Origin of the sequence: Neobacillus mesonae, from assembly GCF_001636315.1 — a bacterium.
GTDB classification, from domain to species: domain Bacteria; phylum Bacillota; class Bacilli; order Bacillales; family Cytobacillaceae; genus Neobacillus; species Neobacillus mesonae.
In genome coordinates this window covers 5,557,453-5,577,388 of record NZ_KV440949.1, presented here as the reverse complement: position 1 = coordinate 5,577,388, position 19,936 = coordinate 5,557,453, and the positions used below count along the sequence as shown (strand labels likewise).

The following is a 19,936-nucleotide window of genomic DNA, read 5'->3' as shown; positions in this document are numbered from 1 at the left end:
TTTATTGTAATAACACTTTTTGTATCACAATCGGGCGCGTTTATGTAGATTATAAGCCTAATTCCTCGGTAAAAAAACATGGAGGGATTAGGCTTTTTTAATTTTAAAATTATTGAATTTATCCTATTGATAAACACAATAGCAGCAAGTGGTACATTTCATGGCATCTGCTGGTAAAAAACATGGCAGTGGTGGTACGTTTTATTGGCTGTAATCATAAATTAAACGTAATTTTTTTATAGCGAACTATGCTTTACAACTGAATCTATAATTTGGTCCCAGTCTTCGCTATGAATCTCATGACCTGATCCACCAAGAGGCATTAATTCAGAATGAGGGATGGCTTTCGCAAGTGCAAGCCCGTGTTCATATGGAAGAGCTGGATCCTCTGTGCCATGTATAATAAGCACAGGTACGCTGATCTCACTCATTCTATCGAAATAATCATTTCCGCCTTGTAGCATGGCATGATTAAATCTGCTCTGTAGCTGTTTGGCACGGTTAACCTCCATTTCCCCCAGTTTATACATTCTTTCCTGCTCATAAGGTTTGGAACCGGATAAAGTTTTCCATCCATCTGCAAGATAAGCAATGACCGCCTCCCGATTTGACCAATCGATGGCACCACTCTTCGCATGATGATCCAGTATACTTTGATCCATTGGAGGCAGTTTTTCCATTTCAGTCCCGAACACACTTGATGCAATTAGCGTAAGAGTTAATACACTTTCTGGATATTTCAAGGCAAGAATTTGGCCGATCATACCGCCCATAGACATTCCAACGATATGAGCCTGCTCTATGGAATAAGCATCCAGGACACCGGCCGCATCGTCAGCCAGGTCCGTTATTGTATAGTTGGAAGTACCAGGCTCATAAATAGTCGATTGTCCCAGATCCCGATGATCGTACCGAATGACAAACCTCCCCTGATTAGCGAGGCGGAGACAGAAGTCTTCATCCCACCAGTCTAATGAAGACATTGCTCCCATGATCATAAGCACAGCAGGGTCCTTAGAGTTTCCGAAACTTTCTGTACATATTTCCACTTTATTTATTTTCAGTATCTGTTTACTCATGTTTTTTACCTCCGTATTATTTATTATCTAATCGCTGTTACTAAGGCGCAGATCAATAAACTCTTTCCGGAACATGATTGGACTGACCCTATAATTATCGTAGTCGTACCCACTTAATAATCATGACGTGGCCTCCATTAAAACATTATTTAAAATGGGAATCATCCCTATATTAATTACTATAACATAGGGGGAACACCTTTTATACCAAAATTTACCTGTTTGAATTTATCTCTTTATACTTCTATGCAGTTAAGCCTTAATGTTAGATTTGGGAAAATATAAGCTAAAATTATTGTTACACGATTTTCAATTATAGGGCGTGATTCAGGAACACGATTAAAGAAAGATCAATAATTCATAAGTCTGATAAAATAAATAGGAAGTTTTTACCTTATAATCCATTTTTTTATAATGTAAACTTTTAGTTGATAAAATGTTTTAGGGAGGAAAGGAGAAAAATGCAGTAATCCCTCAAGGAACTATAAGAAATTGATGTTACTGTTTATGTTATGCTTTTCAATGTTTTTGCATTTTCGCTATAGTCTAAGGACCAAAATGCATCATCCCCTAACACGTTTCATATAAACGGATCAGGAATGAAACGGGATAATCCATTGATTACAAGAAGGCAAAATCGGTTGTTCTGTTAAGATTTTACGAAGTGCCTCAACATCTGTTCACTTTTTACGGCCAAAGTATGTAATTTTAACTAATAGGGAGTTGGAAAATTTGCGAATAAAAAAGCTTTGTCTTTCCGTCATATGTTCTCTTTTCGTTTGGATGATAATGGTACCAGCGACAAATGCAGCAGAAAAAGATTATACGATTAAATCGTTCCACTATTTAACTGTGGATGAAAAAGACGTGAATTCGCTAGCCAAAGTCAATATCGAATCCAACAAAGAAATAAAAATAACCCTAGTACTGCCTAAACAGAATCAAAAGGGCGATTGGTTGGCGTATGGATTTACCAGCGAGGAAACTTTCCAGGCATTTATTGAAAAAGATAAACAAAAAGAAAAACAGAAACTAAAAAACGATATTGGTATCATGGCCAGCGGTCCTTGTTGTACTGATTTCTATGAGTTTAAAAATAAAGGTGGACAGTATATATATTGGAGATCAGGGTTTAAAGACTTGCCTTCCAGCTGGAATGACAGAATTTCCTCTTTAAGTACAGCGTCACCTTCTTATAGCTATATGACGATTCTTTGGGAGCATACGTCATCTCAAGGAAAAGGTAAAGGAGTCTCATTTAGACATTCTGATTGGTATGGGATAACTGCTAATATGGCTTCGGATTGGGACAACAAGGCTTCTGCAATCGAAATTAAATAATAACTATAGTTTAATAATGGCTATTCTCTCATCGATTCAAAAGGGATGGGAGAATAGTGCTGTTTTTGTAAGTTTCATTGCACCTAAAACCAAACTTAAGCAGGCACTTTATAGAGTCTGTTTTTTTTATCTTATAAGCCAGGAACCCTACTCACGAATGAGTAGGGTACATCTAAACAGTAAAACTAAAAAGGCAAAATAGTAATCCTTTTGTCAATTTTTTAAATAGAAAATACATAATGCGACAAATTTCGGAATCTACTTAAAGTAATATATAAAAAGAAAAGGCAAACTTATTGAAAAATAAGGACGCAAAACTACAGGTCTAAGGTGGTTTCTAACTAAGATGGCTGAGTTACCTAAAATAGAATCATATTTTGGGGGGATTGCCAGAGATTTAGATAATGATTGGATAGAACCTATTTAAGAAGCCTTAGAATTGGGAATTTAAAAAGAATACTAGAATCAGAAGGCTAGGAGTTTGAAAAGTGTTTACGGAAATAGAACATTTAGAAATCAGAATTGATCAATTAAAAAGGGAATTAATCCAGACGGTAAGATTAACCGGCTTAAATAGTCACGACACTCTTTTTTGCAGTCAAAAGTTAGATGAACTCATCACGATCTATCAAAGAAATTTGAAAAATTAACTCATAGCATCCCCGTATCAAGTATATAAATAATTTTTTGATATTCAACTATTGAGCGCAATCCTGGAATAAGGATAAGCGCTCATTTTCATTCAAGTCCATTTTGTTGAGTAAGAGAAGGGTTTATTCGTAAGTAGTCGAACTATAAGTTATTCAATAAAGTTTGTAAAAATAAAGTAATCGCCAAGGGGGAAGTTTGATAAGTAGAATAATGCTTCGGAATGTGTTTGAGGATGACCTTCCTCTTTTTTTTAAACACCAACAGGACCGTGAAGCACTCTATATGGCAGCCGAGTAAAGATCCTAATGATTGGGACAGCTTCTTAACACACTGGAATAAAATCCTCACGAATGAAAGGATGATTAAGAAGGCAATCATTTTCGAAGGTGCGCAATTCTGTAGCAAGAATTACGCTCTTTCTTTATGTATAGAACACCAGAGTCTGAAGATGATTAAGAATTATTTAACAAAAAGGAAGAGGTTCAAGAAGGTAATCTTCACACATTCGATGAATATATAGATGTAGATACTAAATAAATCAGGTTTCAGATGACGAAACCTCAATTAGGAGTTGACCGGAGATGGAAATACGTGTGAACCAAATTGAATTGAATGGACTCACTTTTCAATATCGTGAATGTGGGGAACCTTCTGCACCACCGCTTGTTGCCCTTCATGCGCTGGGAAAAAGTGCAGAATCATGGGATCTAGTAGCTGCTAGCTTAGGAGAAAAATATCGCGTATTAGCTTTAGACCAAAGAGGTCATGGTGGAAGTGCCAGAACTAGTACATATTCTTTTGAATTGATGTGTGATGACTTGCTTTCTTTTGTAAATGCGTTGAATTTGGAACGGTTTACGCTAATTGGTCATTCCATGGGGGGAACTGTTTCATATCTTTTCGCGGAAACATTTCCTTCGAGGATAGAGCGGTTAATTGTTGAAGACACTCCTCCTCCTTTTCGGAATAAGCCGATCGAAATTCCTTCTAAACCCTCTGATCCCCTACCGTTCGATTGGCCGGTTGTACCTTCGATTCTACATCAACTTAATGAACCTAATCCCAAATGGTGGGAGCGTCTTACCGATATTATCATACCGACTCTTATTATAGGTGGTGGGTCCAGTCACATTCCTCATAATAAATTACTGGAAGTCTCTAAGCTTATTCCAACTTGCGACCTGGTAACGATAGAAAATGCCGGCCACCATGTGCATGAGGAAAATTTATCAGCCTTCTTAACTACCGTAAAAAGTTTTCTAGATTGAACTTTATTTCAGCCTAATGGGTAAGTAGAACTGAATGTTGCAATGAAGAACCCATTGAGAATCATTTCAAAAGCAAAGAAAGTACAGAGTTGTTGTCTCAGAAGAAGACGGAAAAAAAGTTTTGTCCATTGAAAAGGTGATAAAGAAAGGGAAGTGTTTTTCAGAGCTTACTTGGTAACGAGAAAAGTGAGACCACAAAAATTTATGCTCAACTAAGTGGCTAGTTGAGAAACGATAGGAAGGCACGTACATAAAACGGCGTGTCTTTTTTTTTCGTGCCAATTTGAAATAAAAATTTGTGTAAAAATATGGTATAATATCTAAAATTAGTAGTTTATTTTAATGGAACAGATTGTAAAGGAAGATTAGGAAGAATTCAAACACATCTAAAAATAGACAACTTTAAATAAAGGAGAAAGAAATGGATGGAAATAGTTATGAAAAACAACACTTGAAAAAGCTAATGGCTTTCCGTTTTGACATCCCCTATTGGCAATTTATCATAGCCTTAGATTTTACCAGCTTTTTTGCTTGTGATATTAGTGTTCTATGCGGTTATTGTTCCGATAAGGGGACGATTAAGTAAACACGCTTAATTAGTCAATACCTTATTCACCAAACTTGCGCAATCCATGAATAAGGATCGCATTTTCATTTAAGGACCATATCTGTGATTAGTGATTTGGCAACGTACTGGGATATGAAATAATTGTAAATGAATTTTAGTTTGATTATGAAATAGGTGTAAAAACAAAATACCTAGATTGGGGATAGAGATGAATAAGTTTGGAGTTTTATCAATTCTAATGGTATTGATTAGCGTACTTATGTTTTTTATTCTTAGAGGACCGAACGCAGATTTGCCGTTAATAATAATAATTTTAGGTTCTCTTTCACTACTCGGAATAATTTTTGCTGTAATTTCTAAGAATTGGTTATCGGGAGTAATTGGGGTTTTATCTAATGGTGCGGTGTTAGTCTGTGTATTTTTCATATTATTAGCATACGGAATAGCTGGTTAGTTCTCTATAGATCTATTCTTTTAAAGGGCGCTATCCTTGAACAAGCGCTCATTTTTCATTTTAGTGCCATTTAATAGGAGTAACTTCTCGTTAAAACCTGATATAAATTTTACAAATATTTCGATCATATAAAATCGTTGAGTTGTTAAGTTGATAATTTTCCAGAAAGAATGAGGTAGGGATGTTTTATGATATCAGAACTGGATAAAACTGAGTTTAGTAAGTGTAAAAAACTGTTAAATGAAAAAGGGCAATTAGAAGCAATAGCAATTGTTGAAAATATTAATCCGGGTCGTATCTTTGTAGATGATACTATTAACCCTACATCCGGGCTTATTTGGTTAGGAAATAATGATGGATTTATATTTTTTGGAAATGAGCAAAACAAGGAGTTTAATAGAGAATTAAACCATTTTATTAACAATTTAATCAAACCCGAAGCAAAAAAAGTCCAACTAAGCTGGTTTGAAGGAGTTGGCAATCAAGAAAAATGGAATAAGATTATTGAAAGAGTTTTTGAACATCGTAAATTAGAGAGTTGGAATCAGAGGGTTTATACCTTACAAAAGGGTGATTATAAAGGTAATTATGAACCTGTCATTGAACAAGGATATAAAGTTATAAAAATCTGCAATACTCTCCTTGAAAATAATAATAACTCAATTAAAAATATTGAATTTTTACAATCAAAAATATTAGAGTTTTGGTCCTCACCTGAGAGTTTCTTTAGTAATGGCATTGGTTATTGTATGGTTTACAAAAATGAAATTGTTTGTGTTTGTTTTTCAGGTTTTGTCGCTGGAAATGTACACTGCATAGATATTGAAACATTAAAGTCTCATCAGGGGAAAAAATTAGCTCAAAGGGTAGCTCACAGTTTTGTTAAAGATTGTTTGGAGAATAATTTGGTTCCATATTGGGATTGTATGGAAATGAACAAGCCCTCAGTTGTAGTTGCAGAGAATTTAGGATTCAGAAATGTATTTAACTATGTTGGATATTATTTTTCTCTCGAATAATTATTCTATTATTGGTTGAAGAACCGTGATTTGACTGTTGCGCAATCGAGCGCATTACCAGAGTATGAATCTGCTCTTTTTAACATAAAAGCGTTATATATTTGAATAAGAAAAGGATTTTCCACGAAATAATTGAACTAATAATTAATGGCTTACGTTCTAACCCGAACAATAGGAGGTGTAAAAATTGTCGATCTTCCGTAATCCCCAAGTTATTCTGTTCAGTTCGGATGTAGTTAGAGCAGCTACGTTTTACAAGAGTCTGGGGTTTACCGAGACCTTTCGAGTGCCAAACGATGGCGAACCGATTCATATTGATATGGTTCTCGATGATTACAAAATAGGAATCGCATCCGTTTCTTCTACGCGCGATGATCACGGCCTCGCCCCCGTGGCTCATGGGCAGCGTGTTGCCGTGATTTTGTGGACGGATGAAACTGCTGCGGCCTTTGAAACCGTCACCTCGAATGGTGCCAAAGCATTGGTCTCACCGTACGAATGGCTCGGTCGGCTGCTCATTGCTTGGGTTGCAGATCCGGACGGTAATCCAATTCAGATTGTGCAAAATCTCTGAAGATGCACGGTTATCTCAGGCAACCGTTAGCATTCTTCATAGCAGTTCTGCCTATGCTAACTAAGCAAGACGATTAATTGGATCAGTTGGAACGCCGTATGCGGTGAAAGTCGCATGTACGGGTGTGAACAGGGGAAAAGGGAGCGATAACTTTGTTGTACTTGCTTATTTTGGAGATATATAGAACACATAAAAGAAGTTATTAATGGAGAGGAGGAACAATTAATTGGTGGAATTATCTCGGTCTCAACAATTGGCTTTGAACTATATTACCAATTATGCCAGAAACCATAATCTTGAAGCTAAAGCAATAATAAATCATATACTAAAAATGTCGAATATCCCAGATGACATTTTCGAAAAAGCGGTTATAAGTTTAAAAGCTAATGCACGAATTGGACTCCATTTTCATCCCGATAGACCAGATTCAACTATGAAAAGCATTGCCGAAGCACTATTAGAGCAGGGAATATATAGGAGTCAGTTTGAAACACTTATATCTAACGGTAGCGTATCTGCTCTTCCAGGTGGTGAACGTGACCTTTGGGAGAATAGAATCTTCGGAGGAGCATATCAAACGGAGGGTACAACTAATAATCAACGCCCAAAATACGGTGCACTGAATATAATGTTACACTCAGATGGACCTGCTCCACGTTTTGGCTCATGTTACTTTCTTTTATCTCCCAAAGTTTCATATCGCTCTACGTTTACGTATTTAGATTCTCATCAAGACCCAAGGGAAAAGGGGACGTATGAAGAGTTTGATATGATTTTAGCTGCACTCTTAGAAGAGGCGTTCACTAGGGAATCTGCAATTGGTGAAAGGGATATGGCACCAACAATATTAATAGATCATTTACTAGTTAAACTTAAGAAAAAGTTAACGGACCTTGAAAAAAAAGAACCAAATCGGAATCTTAATCACTACATCGAAGCCCAAGTTCATGGGGATATTTCACTTAAAGAAGATGTGGAAGTGCTTGTTGCAGACCCTTCTTTTAAAGAGACGCTTATCGGAACAACTTTAGAAAAACTATGTCTTAAGTATTCAATTGAATTATATTGGCATAGGGGCTTTCTACTTAGGGTAGATGAAGTTCCTTCTGACTTTAGAGGACCATCCATGCCTTCTCTGGCAAAACGTATTGCACAAAATAATTGTATCAATGCAAGTGTAATTGGTTGTGCCGTAATGGACCTTCACCATAATCCTCAAAATTGGAAAGAGCGCGGCAGCTTTAAGGAGGTACTTCAGGAATTAAAGCTATTGTGGCATGTTCTAGTTAGATATGGAGAGTCTTATACGATATTGAAATAATAAGGGGGATTCTTTTATGTCCCCCTTTTATTTTATAAATACGATTGTAAAGTAATGCACTTAAACTAACGGGTGCATTTCTTGAAGATCCGGCTGCTAATTGCAGCCTTTTTTCGACTTAAGGTGCGTTATTCTAAGAAGTTTTTTTGTTGAAGTTATTGAACTAAAGGGGCAGTTTTGTGCAAATAACGCTCGGATATTTCCGAATATAACGATTGAACACACTAAATACAGTTGGAACGCAACATTGTGTTAGAAAAAGAGCCTTTATTGAATATGCCTCATTCTACAGAGAATCTCGACAGTAAATCCACCCGGTGCTTTAACATAGAATGTCCAACCATGCAACCTTTGCGGGGGTTTCACATCAAACCCATCATCCTTCAAGCGTTGATTGATCTCGTTCACTCGCTCTTCGCTTTCCAGCGAAAAGCCGATATGAAAGCTCTTGGGGTAGTTGACCTGAGTACCTTTCATTAAGGCGAGCAATAACCCGTTGTCGTCGGTCAGTACAGCGAATGAATCGCCATGTATGCTCTTGGTTTGCAGGTCGAAATATTTCTCAAAGAATTCACGAGCTGCATTAACGTCAGTGACCGTGAGATTGAGATGGTTTAGTTTCATAGGCTACACTCCTCTTCTTAGTGATAATATCTTACTCCCCACTAACGTGGGTTTCTTGGACTATCGTATTCTGTCCAGCAGCAACCATCCACGTTCCCTGTTCTTTAGCCATCACGTAAATGGCGAGACTGCCTTGGCCGTTTTCTATAATTTTCCCTTCTGAGGTTGTCGGATATTGCCGAATGTGTACAGTAGCCACATCTGGACGAACAAAAATAATGCTATCGACAGTATAACGAGCATATGAGTTGCGGAGTGGTCCTTCCAAGATAACTTTGTGCGTTTCATTGATTTGCTTCCAACCAGATAGTTGCACACCGACCACATTGACCCATATGGCGTTTTGAGCGAAGTGTCGATCTAATTCATCTGCATCATGTTGATTAAATGCAGCCTCAATCTCGATGATGGTTTGCCGAATGGCGTTTATTTCTTCCTGCCGATCCTCTCTTGAATTGTAAACTTCGGGTTTGTTAGACATATACATTTCTCCTCCTAATGTTATTGGGGATTTTTGGTTTCTTTCCATAATTCACACTATCTATACTTTCTTGTGTTAAGGAGATAACTGGTAATTTAGTGAAACCTTATCAGCATTCGATTCCAATGTTTTGGTAATATTATGATTTATTTCAATCATAAAGGGAGATAAAACATATTTAATCAGTCAAATTGATGAACTTGATTCCAACTTTAGCTGTATGAGACTTACTTTATAAACAATTAAACGCAACTCGCTACTCATACATTTTCTGAAAATGATTTACCACTGAGATTTCATATATTTAGAGTTCATTTTCAACTAACGGTTAGCTTATGTTAAAAGATGGGATGGCCAACTAACCATCCCTTAGCAATTGAACAAAGAAAAGGTTTAACGATGGAACGAATAAAGCAGATTGCTGAAGAGCTATGTGATGAAGAGGAACAATAAGAACGTTTCTTGTTCCATTAAACGGGGGCTATGATTAAAAAATTGGATTCCTTGCAAACTATTTCAAAAAATGCTATCCTAAAGAAGAATTATTTTTGTTCGGTGTAAAGGATAGTATAAGTAATAACTTTTCGTCTTGATGATCACTGAGAGCAAGGATAGTAATACAATGTGTGTTTAGCACACTAGGAGGCAACAAACATGGAAAAAGGAAAAGTAAAATGGTTTAACGGCGAAAAAGGCTTCGGATTCATCGAACGTGAAGGTGGAGAAGACGTATTCGTTCATTTCTCAGCTATCCAAGGCGAAGGGTACAAATCATTAGAAGAAGGTCAAGAAGTGACTTTCGATGTTGAGCAAGGCCAACGTGGAGCACAAGCAGCTAACGTTCGCAAGGCATAATTATAATGCCAAACATGAACAGACTCTTTTTTAGAGTCTGTTTTTTTATTTATCATAAAAAACAAAAAAACCCCACTCACTTATGAGCAGGGAACATGAAAACAGTAAATCAAACGGTAAAAACAATTGTAACACATAATTTCTAGGAATCATACCTTTCCATCACTAAACTTCAAAGTATTTGCTAAAAATAAAAGATATCGAAATAGTGACAAAATTGAAGATATTAACTAAAACTAAAGGATAGCTCAAGTTGAACAGTAGGGGTTGATGATGCAGACTTTTTCTTATTCCTCTTACGGAGCAGGGAGCAGTTTGGTAGTAATTTTTAATTAGCTATTTAATGTATGGTAAAACTTTGTTCATAAGATGTTAATAAAAGTTCGGTAAAATTAATTTTGCAAACTAGGACAATTTGCAATTCCCCCTATTAAAAGATTCGGCATTATGCTGAATCTTTTTCCATATATAAACTGTATTAAAACAATTCCGATATCAATATAACGGGCCTACTGTAAATGAATGCATTTAGAACAAACAGTTTATGACAAAATAGTCATCAATCAGTTCATCATAAAAATAAAAAAATGGATTAGATTTTTTCTAAGCCATTTTTTAAACTTTTTCTAATTTAAATCGTTATTATGGTAACTTTTCAATTATTGTTCATGCGACCAAGTAATTGCCTCACCTGTCTTTGGACAATTTGGGAACTTGTCTCCTTGTTGAAGAACCACATGTTCCCCATGTGCATCTATATAATGTCCAGATTCCATAACAGTTTCACCTGTTCGATGAGTGTGGCTTGCATGGGTCCAGGTTGTTGCCTTTCCTGTAACAGGGCAATTTGGAAATGTTTCTCCTTGACGAAGTTCCTTATTTGTTCCACCTGAATCTATATATTCTCCAGATTCAATTACCGTTTCTCCAGTATGGTGAAGATCCGAGAAGTGAGCCATATTGATTCCTCCTTGTTCATTCATTCTACAATAGTTATTTTTTCACTAAATAATAGAAATATACTTTCCATAATGGGTCACACTTTATTTATTTTCCTATATTCATTAAAACCAATGGCTGTTGGACGTGGAAGAAAGAGGGGATGTATTAGAAAAGGAATTGATGTTAGGTATGATATCAACTGATATTTCCTATTATCCGATACAAAAGAACATTTATTTAATCCATTATTTCTAATTAAGAATTAGGGTTCCTTGCAAATAATTTCAAAAAATGCTATTTTAAAGAAGAATTATTTTTGTTCGGTGTAAAGGATCGTATTAGTAAAAACTTTTCGTCTTGATGATCACTGAGAGCAAGGATAGTAATACTTTGTGTGTACTTAACACACTAGGAGGTAACTAACATGGAAAAAGGTAAAGTAAAATGGTTTAATGGCGAAAAAGGCTTTGGATTCATCGAACGTGAAGGTGGAGAAGACGTATTCGTTCATTTCTCAGCTATCCAAGGCGAAGGGTACAAAACTTTAGAAGAAGGTCAAGAAGTGACTTTTGATGTTGAGCAAGGTCAACGTGGAGCACAAGCAGCTAACGTTCGTAAAGCTTAAATAAAATGCCAAACATGGACAGACTCTTTTTTAGAGTCTGTTATTTATTTTTCTTAGAAAAACAAATAACCCCACTCATTGATGAGCAGGGTACTTGAAAACAGTAAATCAAATGGTAAACCAAGTGTAGCATATAAATTATAGATCTCCTAATTTCTTTGTATTTTTTTCTAAGTGAAAAACTCTGTTGCAACATAGAAACAGACTGAAACAAATAAATGTGCTATGATTGTAGGATCACTTTTTCTTATTTTGTTAACGGGGCAGGTTAATAAAAAATGGATATTTCGTGTAGTCGATAATGGTTTATTGTTTCTACTTTTATGAGACCGGTATGATTTAATTTATTGCAATAGCTTGTTTAGTAACCGAGTAAATATACTAAAACTAAATAGATAGGTTACTCAACTTAGAAAAATATTGAGGTGATGATTTGAGTAAAGCTAAGAGTAAAGGCGGAACAGGCAGAGGAACAGGCAAGAAGGGATGGAATCGTTGGCAAGCTAGTGCCAACAAATCAAAGAGTGCTAAACCTTATATAAGTAAAGGTACAAAAAAAACGGATGGTGAAAATGACCACTAATCATAGTGATGACTTCATCTTGTATTGTCATTATAAAAATAATTGATGTAACCAGTTCCGGTTACACATTAACAATAGGGTATGGAAGTAGTTAAAAGTACATATCCAAAACATATATTGGAGATTCTTTTTTCTAAATAAAAAGAGCTCATTGTTCAATTTAATGGTTACAGTTAGAAAGAAAATTTTAAAAGTGAGTAGGCGAACAACATGATCGAGGTAAAAAAATCTCCATTAAGTGATGGAGAATTCGATAGAGGGGTATTTGCTACATGTGATATCAAAAAAGGAGAGCTTTTACACGAAGCACCTGTCATTTCTTATCCAAACGACCAGCATCAATACATTGAGCAAACCTTACTTGCTGATTACGCTTTTGAGTATGGAAAAAATCATTCTGCAATCCTTCTTGGTTATGGAATGTTGTTTAATCATTCTTACGAACCTAATGCAATTTATGAGATTAATTTTGAAAATCACACATTTGACTTCTATGCTTACGCAGATATAAAAGCAGGAGAAGAGATTCTAATCAATTATAATGGCGATGTGGATGACAAAGATCCACTTTGGTTCAATCAGGACTGAAAAGGGAAGCCAAATATTCAAAAACGTTATGCACGGGCTGAAAAAGCGATGAGGATGTCTAGAGATGATATTGATGAGACAGTAATGGCCATGTATGCTAATATGAAAAACACAATTCTATAATAAAGATAGAGCTGCCCGTGTGGGGAGCTCTTTTTTAAACGGGGCATCAATTGAACTATGAGTCTAATCTTAGTTATTCCATACGAAAGGAAGGAAAGTTTTAATCAGTCTGGAAAGAAGAACTAAAAATCTTATTCAGCTAATAGGCGCAATGATGGAATAAGGTTAAGCGCTCATTTTTCATTTTCTAGTAACGGGTACATTAATAAAATCATGTTCCTTGCAAACAATTTCAAAAAATGCTATTCTAAAGAAGAATTATTTTTGTTCGGTGTAAAGGATAGTATAAGTAAAAACTTTTCGTCTTAATGATCACTGAGAGCAAGGATAGTAATACATTGTGTGTGCTTAGCACACTAGGAGGCAACAAACATGGAAAAAGGTAAAGTAAAATGGTTTAACGGCGAAAAAGGCTTCGGATTCATCGAGCGTGAAGGTGGAGAAGACGTATTCGTTCATTTCTCAGCGATCCAAGGCGAAGGGTACAAAACATTAGAAGAAGGTCAAGAAGTGACTTTCGATGTTGAGCAAGGTCAACGTGGAGCACAAGCAGCTAACGTTCGCAAGGCTTAATTATAATGCCAAACATGGACAGACTCTTTTTTAGAGTCTGTTTTTTTATTTATCATAAAAAAAACAAAATAAGTATTAAATTGTGATTGGGTTTGCAATAAACCTAACAATGAAAGCTCAAGACATTCGTCTGAGCTTTTTCTAATTTATACTCAAAATATCTATTTATGGAATCTAGGGAATTGGTTGCCGAGTTCCTTCTGATTCATATGGAGTCGAGGGAAGAAGCCATCGAGTGGGCAATAAGGATGGGGAACTCTTAAACCTCAAAATTTTCAGCTGGAGTACAAGCCTTTTGATGCAATGCGCATAAAATGCTTAAACGAAATTATTAAGTATGGAAGGATGTGCCCCTAGTTGAATGAAGCAGATTTATTAAACAAAGGAAAAGTTCCGATTGTGCCTGGGGGAAAGCTGTTTAATGGACATTTAAAAGAATTCCGGGAAGACCCTCTCACTTTTTTGAATAAGGCTTCCAGATATGGCGAAGTAGTAAAAATTCGTTTCGGGCCTTTGCAAAATGTGTACCTGATTTCAAATCCTGAATTGATTAAGCAGGTCTTAGTCACAAAATCAAAGTGTTTCGTTAAATCAAAAGATTTCCATGCACTAAAACCGATTATTGGAGAAGGTCTGTTGACAAGTGAAAAAGAGACCCATATGCGTCAGAGAAGGCTGATTCAGCCTGCGTTTAAAAGGTCGCATATTATTAACTATGGTCAGGATATGATTGATATAACTACTGATTTTGTCTCCAAATGGGAGGACGGGGAAGAACGCATTCTGACGCAGGATATGATGAGCATTACATTAGGAATCATATCAAAAACGATGTTCAGTTTGGATTTCAAGGAAGGATATAGCATTCTTGGCAAGCCGATTGAAACCGCTATGAGAGTTGCTTTAAAAAGAATGAGGACACTACTGAATTTACCTTTATGGATTCCAACTAAAACGAACCTTGAATATAAGGACGCACTAGACAAGCTTAATAAAGTACTGTATAGCGTTATTGATAACAGAAGAAAAGATCAGGAAAGGCACGAGGATATGCTGGGTATCTTAATGGACGCGCGAGATGACGACTATGGCATTGGCATGACGGATACTCAAGTACGCGATGAAGTTATGACCATTTTTCTCGCAGGTCATGAAACCACTGCAAATGCGTTATCCTGGACATTTTACCTACTTTCCCAGTATCCAGAAGCGCAAAAGAAACTCTTTGATGAGATTGATAACGTAATTGGAAATCGTCATCCGGTTCCGGCAGACTTTATGAACTTACCATATACTCAAAATATTATTTGGGAGTCCTTGAGGATATATCCGCCAGCCTATATTACAGGGCGTCAAGCAGAGGAAGATGTCGAAATAGGCGATTACCGATTTAAAAAAGGAGACACCATCATGGTGTCCCAATACGTGATGCATCACAAACACGAGTATTTTCCTGATCCAGAGTCTTTTCGTCCCGAACGATTTGAAAACAACTTTTTAAAAACGATTCCTGCTTACGCTTACTTTCCATTTGGGGGAGGGCCAAGGGTTTGTATCGGCAATCACTTTGCTTTCATGGAAGCGGTACTCATCCTCGCTACTATTTCCCAGCGGTTCAAGATAAATCTCGCTCTGGACCACCGTCCGGTGATACCTTTTCCCTCTATCACTCTTAGGCCTAGAGGGGGATTAAGGATGAATTTGGAAGAAAGAAATAAACAGGAACCAACTGATTCCAATCCAAGTTTCTAAGGGGGTTTTGCTTAAATCGATATGCTTAGTAACTTATTAAACCATTTAAATAGGAAAATTCGGCCTCTAGTTTAAGCTCAAAGGAATATTTAGCTATACAAAAACTGCACCCCAATTGTTAGTTGTGTCAAACAATTGGGGTGCAGTTAAAGGTACTGTCCTTTTTTTAAAGCTTCATGGATAGCCAATGGCTGCGTTATTCAATTTACCCTGTTAAAAAAACCTGGTTAATCTTTTACGAAAATGTAGTGTTAATCTTTTAAGACTCTTTTCAAGAATGCTTTAAAAAATTTTCTGATTTTTTGTCTTTTGTGGCGTAGAGACATGCAGATCACTCCTTTCTTGGACAATAAGTTATCTTAATAGACTTTGAAACTAGTATCCCTTCATAAGTTTGTGCACCAACAACAAGAAAAAGATGAAAAAGCACTTCGACCGGGGCAAAACTCTAACAATAACCAATGCAATGAATGCTAACATCTTTTGTATTACATAGGGATGGTACATCATATGGTAAGTCAAATTATTTGAAATGGACAAGCATGGAGTTATTTTACAATTTCAAAGCGTATTTGGATGAAATGTTCAATAAACTGGCCTTGCTATAAATCCAAAAGAAATGGATACACAACTCTTTGTCCAGCTAACCAATGTTTATGGCGTTATAACATGTTTGGAATGAGTCACTTCCTCCTCCATTAGTTACAAATCAAAAAGGGCATGGATGAAATTCTTAGATTATGCACATTGAGATTATGCTTGTCTATAATATATAGAATCCTTGAACAAGTAAGGGGGAGAGGGGTAGTTGGAAGAGTTATTTAATTTAAAAGGGAAAACAGCTATTATCACAGGTGGAGGCAGGGGGCTAGGAAAACAGATGGCGATTGCCCTTGCTAAAGCCGGTGCCAATCTTGTGCTTTGCTCGCGAAAGTTGGCGGCCTGCCAAGAAGTCTGTAAGGAATTAGACGAATATGGCGTTAAGTGTTTGGCCATTAAATGTGATGTAACAGAAGTGGACGACATTCAAAAAGTAATTGAGAAGACCGTTAACACTTTTGGAACGATAGATATCCTCATAAATAATAGCGGGGCTTCATGGCTTGCACCATTTATGGATCTGCCGGAAGAAAAATGGGATTATGTATTGGATGTAAATACAAAAGGTCCTTTCCTATTTAGTCAGGCTGTAGCAAAAGTAATGATTCCACAGGGAAGCGGAAAGATTGTGAATATAGCATCCGTTCTAGGATTAGGTGGTGTTAATCCGGAGATCATGGATACGATTGCCTATAATACTAGTAAAGGTGCGATCATTACCTTTACAAAGGATTTGGCAGTCAAGCTAGCTAAACATAATATCCAAGTAAACGCGATTGCTCCTGGATTCTTCCCAACCAAAATTACACAGGGTCTTTTAGAAAAAAGCAATCATCCACTACATGCCCATATCCCAGCTGGAAGATTTGGTAGTGACACGGATTTAGCGGGGCCAATTTTGCTCTTAACCTCTACGGCTTCTGATTATATTACCGGTCATATTCTCATAGTTGATGGAGGAATTAGTGCCTTAGTTTAACAAAATAATAATCATTATCACTGATTGGGGGAAAAAATTATGAAGGATAAATTCAAGGAAACAGAAAAGAACAAGAAAGAGAAAAAGAAACATAGGAAGGAAAAATTAGCTGCCTTTTATACAGATCTAAAAAAATCAGGACTTGCCGTAGAACATCAGATCAATCGACACATTCAGGACTTATTGGATAATGAGGATCTCGTAAGATTAGCAAATCAGCATTCTGGTTTTATTACAAATAATATCAAATCTCTTCAAAAGTATGTTGAAGTAATTTCCAATATATTACTCCTTCCTACCAAAAATGATATCGCTAATGTGGCCAGGGTTGCAATCCAAACTGAGGAAAAGGTTGATAAGTTGGACGAGCGTATAAACGAACTGGCCAATACTATTCGAAACAGTATGAGTATAGATTTTAACAATATTAACGATGAAATCCCAATTAAATCTCTACAAAGAAATTGGTCCAATTCATCCCGAAAAACATTTCATTAATTACCTTTGATAAAGGTCAAGGATGAATTCAAATGTATCTAAACAATTCACGAAAAGGATAAGATGAAAAATGTCAAAAAAGAAAAAGAAAAAGCAAAAGGACTACTTGGAGCTAGAAAAAGAACGCTGGAAGGGCTTTATAAATGTTTTTCATTCTTTACCTCCAGAGTCAAATCTTACTCCAAGACAAGCAATTTGGAAAAAAAATAAAGCAACAGTCTGGTTTTACCCAGCTAAACAAAAAAAGTACAAAATCCCATTAGTCCTTATCTACTCCTTGGTAAATCAGCCTTTTATTCTTGATTTAGGACCAGGTTCAAGTACTATACAAAGTTTTGTTGAGGAAGGCTTTGATGTTTATCTGATAGATTTTGGTGTCCCAGGGTATGAGGATAAAGATTTAACAATCAATGATTATATCACTAAATATATTCAAAAAGGAGTTCAAAAAGTCCTTAATCACTCTAAAGCCAAAGAGGTAACCTTAATAGGCTATTGTCTTGGCGGCACGTTGGCCGCAATGTATGCTGCCATTGCAGAAGAACCAATTAAGAATTTAATCCTAAAAGTTGCCCCAATCGATTTCTCCTCTTTTCCTACTTTCAAAAAATGGTTAGATGCAGCAAAAAATGGCCAGCTAAACATTGATGACCCTTTGGACACTATTGGTTTAGTTCCTGCACCTGTTATTGAGGCTGGTGTCCGAGCCATAACTTCGCCGGTTTACTTTAGTCACTATTTATCGTTGTTAAACAGGGCGTATGATAAAGATTACGTTGATCATTGGTATCGTTTTAATCATTGGACTAAAAGTCATATTCCATTTCCTAGTGCAGCATTAAAACAAGTTATGAATGACATGGTAATCGGAAATAAGCTAATCCGTGGCGGAATTTATATTAATGGTAAATTTGCAGACCTTCATAAAATCAATGCAAAATTACTTGTAGTTTCTTCAAAGAACGACAGGCTAGTACCTGAGAATCTTACCTATCCTGTAATGGATTTTGTCTCTAGTGAAGATAAAACATATATTTCATTAGAGGGAGGACATGTTGGCTTTTCACTAAAAGGTGGAGTTCCAAAGTATTTGAAAAACTGGCTTCATGAAAGGTCAGTTCCAATTTAATTAGCGAATAACAGAATAAGAAAAGAGGGGGGGAATCCAAACATGATTTTGCTCTTTTATTTACCTTATCACGAAGATTACGATTACGACTCATGGCACGGGTTTTCTAGATACGTATTCAGGAACATTTTTGAGCAGCAGTTCGATTCATTAACGGCGGAAAGCCCCTTCGACTCCTCCGAATGTCATAACTTTCCTTATACACTTTGAGCATTAGAAAACTTATAGAAATAAATAATCCTTGGGAAAATCTCTAATTCTAATAAATGGATTTTTCAGACATGCCCTAAGCAAAAAATAAACAATTTATAATTAAGGGGTTGATGAGAAATATGCCATTTCATAATGAAAAAGAAAGCTCATTTTTAACGATTAATGACATTGGTACGATTGATGGGTGGATATCGAAAATGAAAGAAAACCCTCTTCGTCTTCCAAGTGACAAAAGAAAACTGGCTCAAAGGACGCTTGAGCTTCCCTATAATGTTATCGGATATGGTTTTAACAGATTGGTTTATGATCTTGGAAGTGGGTATGTTTTAAAAATTGCTTTCTCGGAATTAGGAATGATATGCAACACTCAAGAACATACCTTGTATATCAATTCCAACCCGAACATCCGAAACTATCTCTGTCCGGTATTGGTAAAGGGAAATGGTTGGATTGTCATGAAGAAGATGGAGCGGAAGGCTTCTATTAATATAGAAAACCTTGAGAAGTTGAGCAAGCTGTCACTAATATTTTTACTGCATGGGATTATTCCAGTAGATTTAAGGCTCGCAAATATAGCGTTAACAGATGACAATCAAATGGTTGTGATTGATTATGGCCTATTTACAACAACACCTTTGTACAAAAGGGCTGATCAATAAAAGGGTTTAATGACGAAAAAGGCTTCGGATTCATCGAACGTGAAGGCGGAGAAGATGCATTCGTTCATTTCTCAGGTCAAGAAGTGACTTTTGATGTTAAACAAGGTCACCTTGGAACCCAAGCAGCTAGCGTTCGTAAGGCTTAATTATAATGCCAAACATGGACAGACTCTTTTTTTAGAGTCTGTTTTTTATTTATCATAAAAAACAAAAAACCACTCACTTATGAGTAGGGAACATGAAAACAGTAATCCAAATGGTAAACACTTAAGTTTGCTTTACTTTAATAACAAGCTGCCATATTGGGTGCTTTTTCTTGTCTAAAGAACAGAATTCTAGAATTCTAGAATTCAACAATTGATTGAAAATACAAACTACAATTTTTATTGTTCTATTTGGTCAGTTTCGTTTAATAAGAAGGCAGAAAAATTATTGAC

Annotated in this window: 23 protein-coding genes and 1 riboswitch; of the genes, 19 read left to right on the top strand and 4 right to left on the bottom strand. The window is 36.2% G+C overall.

All coding sequences use genetic code 11. The features are described from left to right. Positions 1-236 precede the first annotated feature (236 nt). The gene (locus A6749_RS26265; protein WP_066399732.1) at positions 237-1,079 is read right to left on the bottom strand and encodes an alpha/beta fold macrolide esterase; all 843 of its coding nucleotides are present in this window, start codon (positions 1,077-1,079) and stop codon (positions 237-239) included. Between the two features lie 783 nt (positions 1,080-1,862). Here A6749_RS26265 and A6749_RS26260 point away from each other — a divergent pair. The 8 genes from A6749_RS26260 to A6749_RS26225 all read left to right on the top strand — a co-directional run bounded on the left by A6749_RS26260 (position 1,863) and on the right by A6749_RS26225 (position 8,275). Next, on the top strand, positions 1,863-2,420 hold the full coding sequence (locus A6749_RS26260; protein ID WP_066401220.1) for a hypothetical protein: 558 nt from the start codon (positions 1,863-1,865) through the stop codon (positions 2,418-2,420). Between the two features lie 276 nt (positions 2,421-2,696). Further along, positions 2,697-2,783: riboswitch (cyclic di-GMP riboswitch) on the top strand. 125 nt (positions 2,784-2,908) lie between these two features. Continuing rightward, positions 2,909-3,070: an aspartyl-phosphate phosphatase Spo0E family protein gene (locus A6749_RS26255; RefSeq protein WP_066399729.1), complete on the top strand. Its 162-nt coding sequence runs from the start codon at positions 2,909-2,911 to the stop codon at positions 3,068-3,070. A 582-nt stretch (positions 3,071-3,652) separates the two neighbouring features. Continuing rightward, positions 3,653-4,339 (top strand): alpha/beta fold hydrolase, encoded by a 687-nt coding sequence (locus tag A6749_RS26245; RefSeq protein ID WP_066399719.1) that lies wholly within the window; start codon positions 3,653-3,655, stop codon positions 4,337-4,339. 421 nt (positions 4,340-4,760) lie between these two features. Next, positions 4,761-4,925 carry a hypothetical protein gene (locus A6749_RS28510; protein WP_161487173.1) on the top strand — a complete coding sequence of 55 codons (165 nt, stop codon included), beginning with the start codon at positions 4,761-4,763 and terminating at the stop codon, positions 4,923-4,925. A gap of 190 nt (positions 4,926-5,115) precedes the next feature. Beyond that, positions 5,116-5,361: a hypothetical protein gene (locus A6749_RS26240; protein ID WP_066399716.1), complete on the top strand. Its 246-nt coding sequence runs from the start codon at positions 5,116-5,118 to the stop codon at positions 5,359-5,361. 188 nt (positions 5,362-5,549) lie between these two features. Next, entirely contained in the window at positions 5,550-6,380 is an 831-nt protein-coding gene (locus A6749_RS26235; RefSeq protein ID WP_066399707.1) for a GNAT family N-acetyltransferase, read from the top strand. A gap of 187 nt (positions 6,381-6,567) precedes the next feature. Beyond that, on the top strand, positions 6,568-6,954 hold the full coding sequence (locus A6749_RS26230; protein ID WP_066399695.1) for a VOC family protein: 387 nt from the start codon (positions 6,568-6,570) through the stop codon (positions 6,952-6,954). A gap of 229 nt (positions 6,955-7,183) precedes the next feature. Continuing rightward, positions 7,184-8,275: a DUF3626 domain-containing protein gene (locus tag A6749_RS26225; protein ID WP_066401217.1), complete on the top strand. Its 1,092-nt coding sequence runs from the start codon at positions 7,184-7,186 to the stop codon at positions 8,273-8,275. 267 nt (positions 8,276-8,542) lie between these two features. On the opposite strand, the gene A6749_RS26220 is transcribed toward A6749_RS26225, so the two are convergent. Both A6749_RS26220 and A6749_RS26215 read right to left on the bottom strand, forming a co-directional pair. Continuing rightward, on the bottom strand, positions 8,543-8,899 hold the full coding sequence (locus A6749_RS26220) for a VOC family protein (protein ID WP_066399693.1): 357 nt from the start codon (positions 8,897-8,899) through the stop codon (positions 8,543-8,545). Between the two features lie 31 nt (positions 8,900-8,930). Beyond that, positions 8,931-9,380 carry an SgcJ/EcaC family oxidoreductase gene (locus tag A6749_RS26215; RefSeq protein ID WP_066399691.1) on the bottom strand — a complete coding sequence of 150 codons (450 nt, stop codon included), beginning with the start codon at positions 9,378-9,380 and terminating at the stop codon, positions 8,931-8,933. 654 nt (positions 9,381-10,034) lie between these two features. On the opposite strand from A6749_RS26215, the gene A6749_RS26210 reads away from it, so the two are divergent. Beyond that, positions 10,035-10,235, top strand: coding sequence for a cold-shock protein (locus tag A6749_RS26210; RefSeq protein ID WP_066399688.1), 201 nt, complete (start codon positions 10,035-10,037; stop codon positions 10,233-10,235). Positions 10,236-10,894: 659 nt separating this feature from the next. On the opposite strand, the gene A6749_RS26205 is transcribed toward A6749_RS26210, so the two are convergent. Further along, positions 10,895-11,194 carry a hypothetical protein gene (locus tag A6749_RS26205; RefSeq protein WP_066399682.1) on the bottom strand — a complete coding sequence of 100 codons (300 nt, stop codon included), beginning with the start codon at positions 11,192-11,194 and terminating at the stop codon, positions 10,895-10,897. 407 nt (positions 11,195-11,601) lie between these two features. On the opposite strand from A6749_RS26205, the gene A6749_RS26200 reads away from it, so the two are divergent. The 10 genes from A6749_RS26200 (at position 11,602) to A6749_RS27895 (ending at position 19,645) form a co-directional block, all read left to right on the top strand. Then, positions 11,602-11,802, top strand: coding sequence for a cold-shock protein (locus tag A6749_RS26200; protein WP_027322326.1), 201 nt, complete (start codon positions 11,602-11,604; stop codon positions 11,800-11,802). Between the two features lie 433 nt (positions 11,803-12,235). Beyond that, the gene (locus A6749_RS27900; RefSeq protein WP_084797995.1) at positions 12,236-12,385 is read left to right on the top strand and encodes a DUF3934 family protein; all 150 of its coding nucleotides are present in this window, start codon (positions 12,236-12,238) and stop codon (positions 12,383-12,385) included. Positions 12,386-12,595: 210 nt separating this feature from the next. Beyond that, the gene (locus A6749_RS26195) at positions 12,596-12,973 is read left to right on the top strand and encodes an SET domain-containing protein (RefSeq protein ID WP_066399681.1); all 378 of its coding nucleotides are present in this window, start codon (positions 12,596-12,598) and stop codon (positions 12,971-12,973) included. Positions 12,974-13,468: 495 nt separating this feature from the next. Beyond that, the gene (locus A6749_RS26190; protein ID WP_027322326.1) at positions 13,469-13,669 is read left to right on the top strand and encodes a cold-shock protein; all 201 of its coding nucleotides are present in this window, start codon (positions 13,469-13,471) and stop codon (positions 13,667-13,669) included. Between the two features lie 357 nt (positions 13,670-14,026). Continuing rightward, positions 14,027-15,421, top strand: a complete 1,395-nt coding sequence (locus tag A6749_RS26185) for a cytochrome P450 (protein ID WP_084797994.1) — start codon at positions 14,027-14,029, stop codon at positions 15,419-15,421. 808 nt (positions 15,422-16,229) lie between these two features. Further along, entirely contained in the window at positions 16,230-17,000 is a 771-nt protein-coding gene (locus A6749_RS26180) for an SDR family oxidoreductase (RefSeq protein ID WP_066399679.1), read from the top strand. Between the two features lie 39 nt (positions 17,001-17,039). Further along, complete coding sequence (locus tag A6749_RS26175) at positions 17,040-17,498, top strand: hypothetical protein (RefSeq protein ID WP_066399678.1); 459 nt, start codon at positions 17,040-17,042, stop codon at positions 17,496-17,498. Between the two features lie 70 nt (positions 17,499-17,568). Continuing rightward, entirely contained in the window at positions 17,569-18,627 is a 1,059-nt protein-coding gene (locus A6749_RS26170) for an alpha/beta fold hydrolase (protein ID WP_084797993.1), read from the top strand. A 332-nt stretch (positions 18,628-18,959) separates the two neighbouring features. Next, positions 18,960-19,499 carry a protein kinase family protein gene (locus A6749_RS26165; protein WP_066399676.1) on the top strand — a complete coding sequence of 180 codons (540 nt, stop codon included), beginning with the start codon at positions 18,960-18,962 and terminating at the stop codon, positions 19,497-19,499. Then, positions 19,496-19,645, top strand: coding sequence for a cold-shock protein (locus A6749_RS27895; protein ID WP_153043083.1), 150 nt, complete (start codon positions 19,496-19,498; stop codon positions 19,643-19,645). The genes A6749_RS26165 and A6749_RS27895 overlap by 4 nt, the downstream gene beginning before the upstream one ends. The last annotated feature ends 291 nt before the right edge of the window (positions 19,646-19,936 follow it).

Coding starts and splice junctions, on each gene's coding strand:
- A6749_RS26170 (WP_084797993.1), top strand. CDS start 17,569: ATGTCAAAAAAGAAAAAGAAAAAGCAAAAGGACTACTTGGAGCTAGAA.
- A6749_RS26245 (WP_066399719.1), top strand. CDS start 3,653: ATGGAAATACGTGTGAACCAAATTGAATTGAATGGACTCACTTTTCAA.
- A6749_RS26240 (WP_066399716.1), top strand. CDS start 5,116: ATGAATAAGTTTGGAGTTTTATCAATTCTAATGGTATTGATTAGCGTA.
- A6749_RS26265 (WP_066399732.1), bottom strand. CDS start 1,079: ATGAGTAAACAGATACTGAAAATAAATAAAGTGGAAATATGTACAGAA.
- A6749_RS28510 (WP_161487173.1), top strand. CDS start 4,761: ATGGATGGAAATAGTTATGAAAAACAACACTTGAAAAAGCTAATGGCT.
- A6749_RS26205 (WP_066399682.1), bottom strand. CDS start 11,194: ATGGCTCACTTCTCGGATCTTCACCATACTGGAGAAACGGTAATTGAA.
- A6749_RS26175 (WP_066399678.1), top strand. CDS start 17,040: ATGAAGGATAAATTCAAGGAAACAGAAAAGAACAAGAAAGAGAAAAAG.
- A6749_RS26190 (WP_027322326.1), top strand. CDS start 13,469: ATGGAAAAAGGTAAAGTAAAATGGTTTAACGGCGAAAAAGGCTTCGGA.
- A6749_RS26260 (WP_066401220.1), top strand. CDS start 1,863: ATGATAATGGTACCAGCGACAAATGCAGCAGAAAAAGATTATACGATT.
- A6749_RS26165 (WP_066399676.1), top strand. CDS start 18,960: ATGCCATTTCATAATGAAAAAGAAAGCTCATTTTTAACGATTAATGAC.
- A6749_RS26210 (WP_066399688.1), top strand. CDS start 10,035: ATGGAAAAAGGAAAAGTAAAATGGTTTAACGGCGAAAAAGGCTTCGGA.
- A6749_RS26215 (WP_066399691.1), bottom strand. CDS start 9,380: ATGTCTAACAAACCCGAAGTTTACAATTCAAGAGAGGATCGGCAGGAA.
- A6749_RS26235 (WP_066399707.1), top strand. CDS start 5,550: ATGATATCAGAACTGGATAAAACTGAGTTTAGTAAGTGTAAAAAACTG.
- A6749_RS26195 (WP_066399681.1), top strand. CDS start 12,596: ATGATCGAGGTAAAAAAATCTCCATTAAGTGATGGAGAATTCGATAGA.
- A6749_RS26220 (WP_066399693.1), bottom strand. CDS start 8,899: ATGAAACTAAACCATCTCAATCTCACGGTCACTGACGTTAATGCAGCT.
- A6749_RS26200 (WP_027322326.1), top strand. CDS start 11,602: ATGGAAAAAGGTAAAGTAAAATGGTTTAATGGCGAAAAAGGCTTTGGA.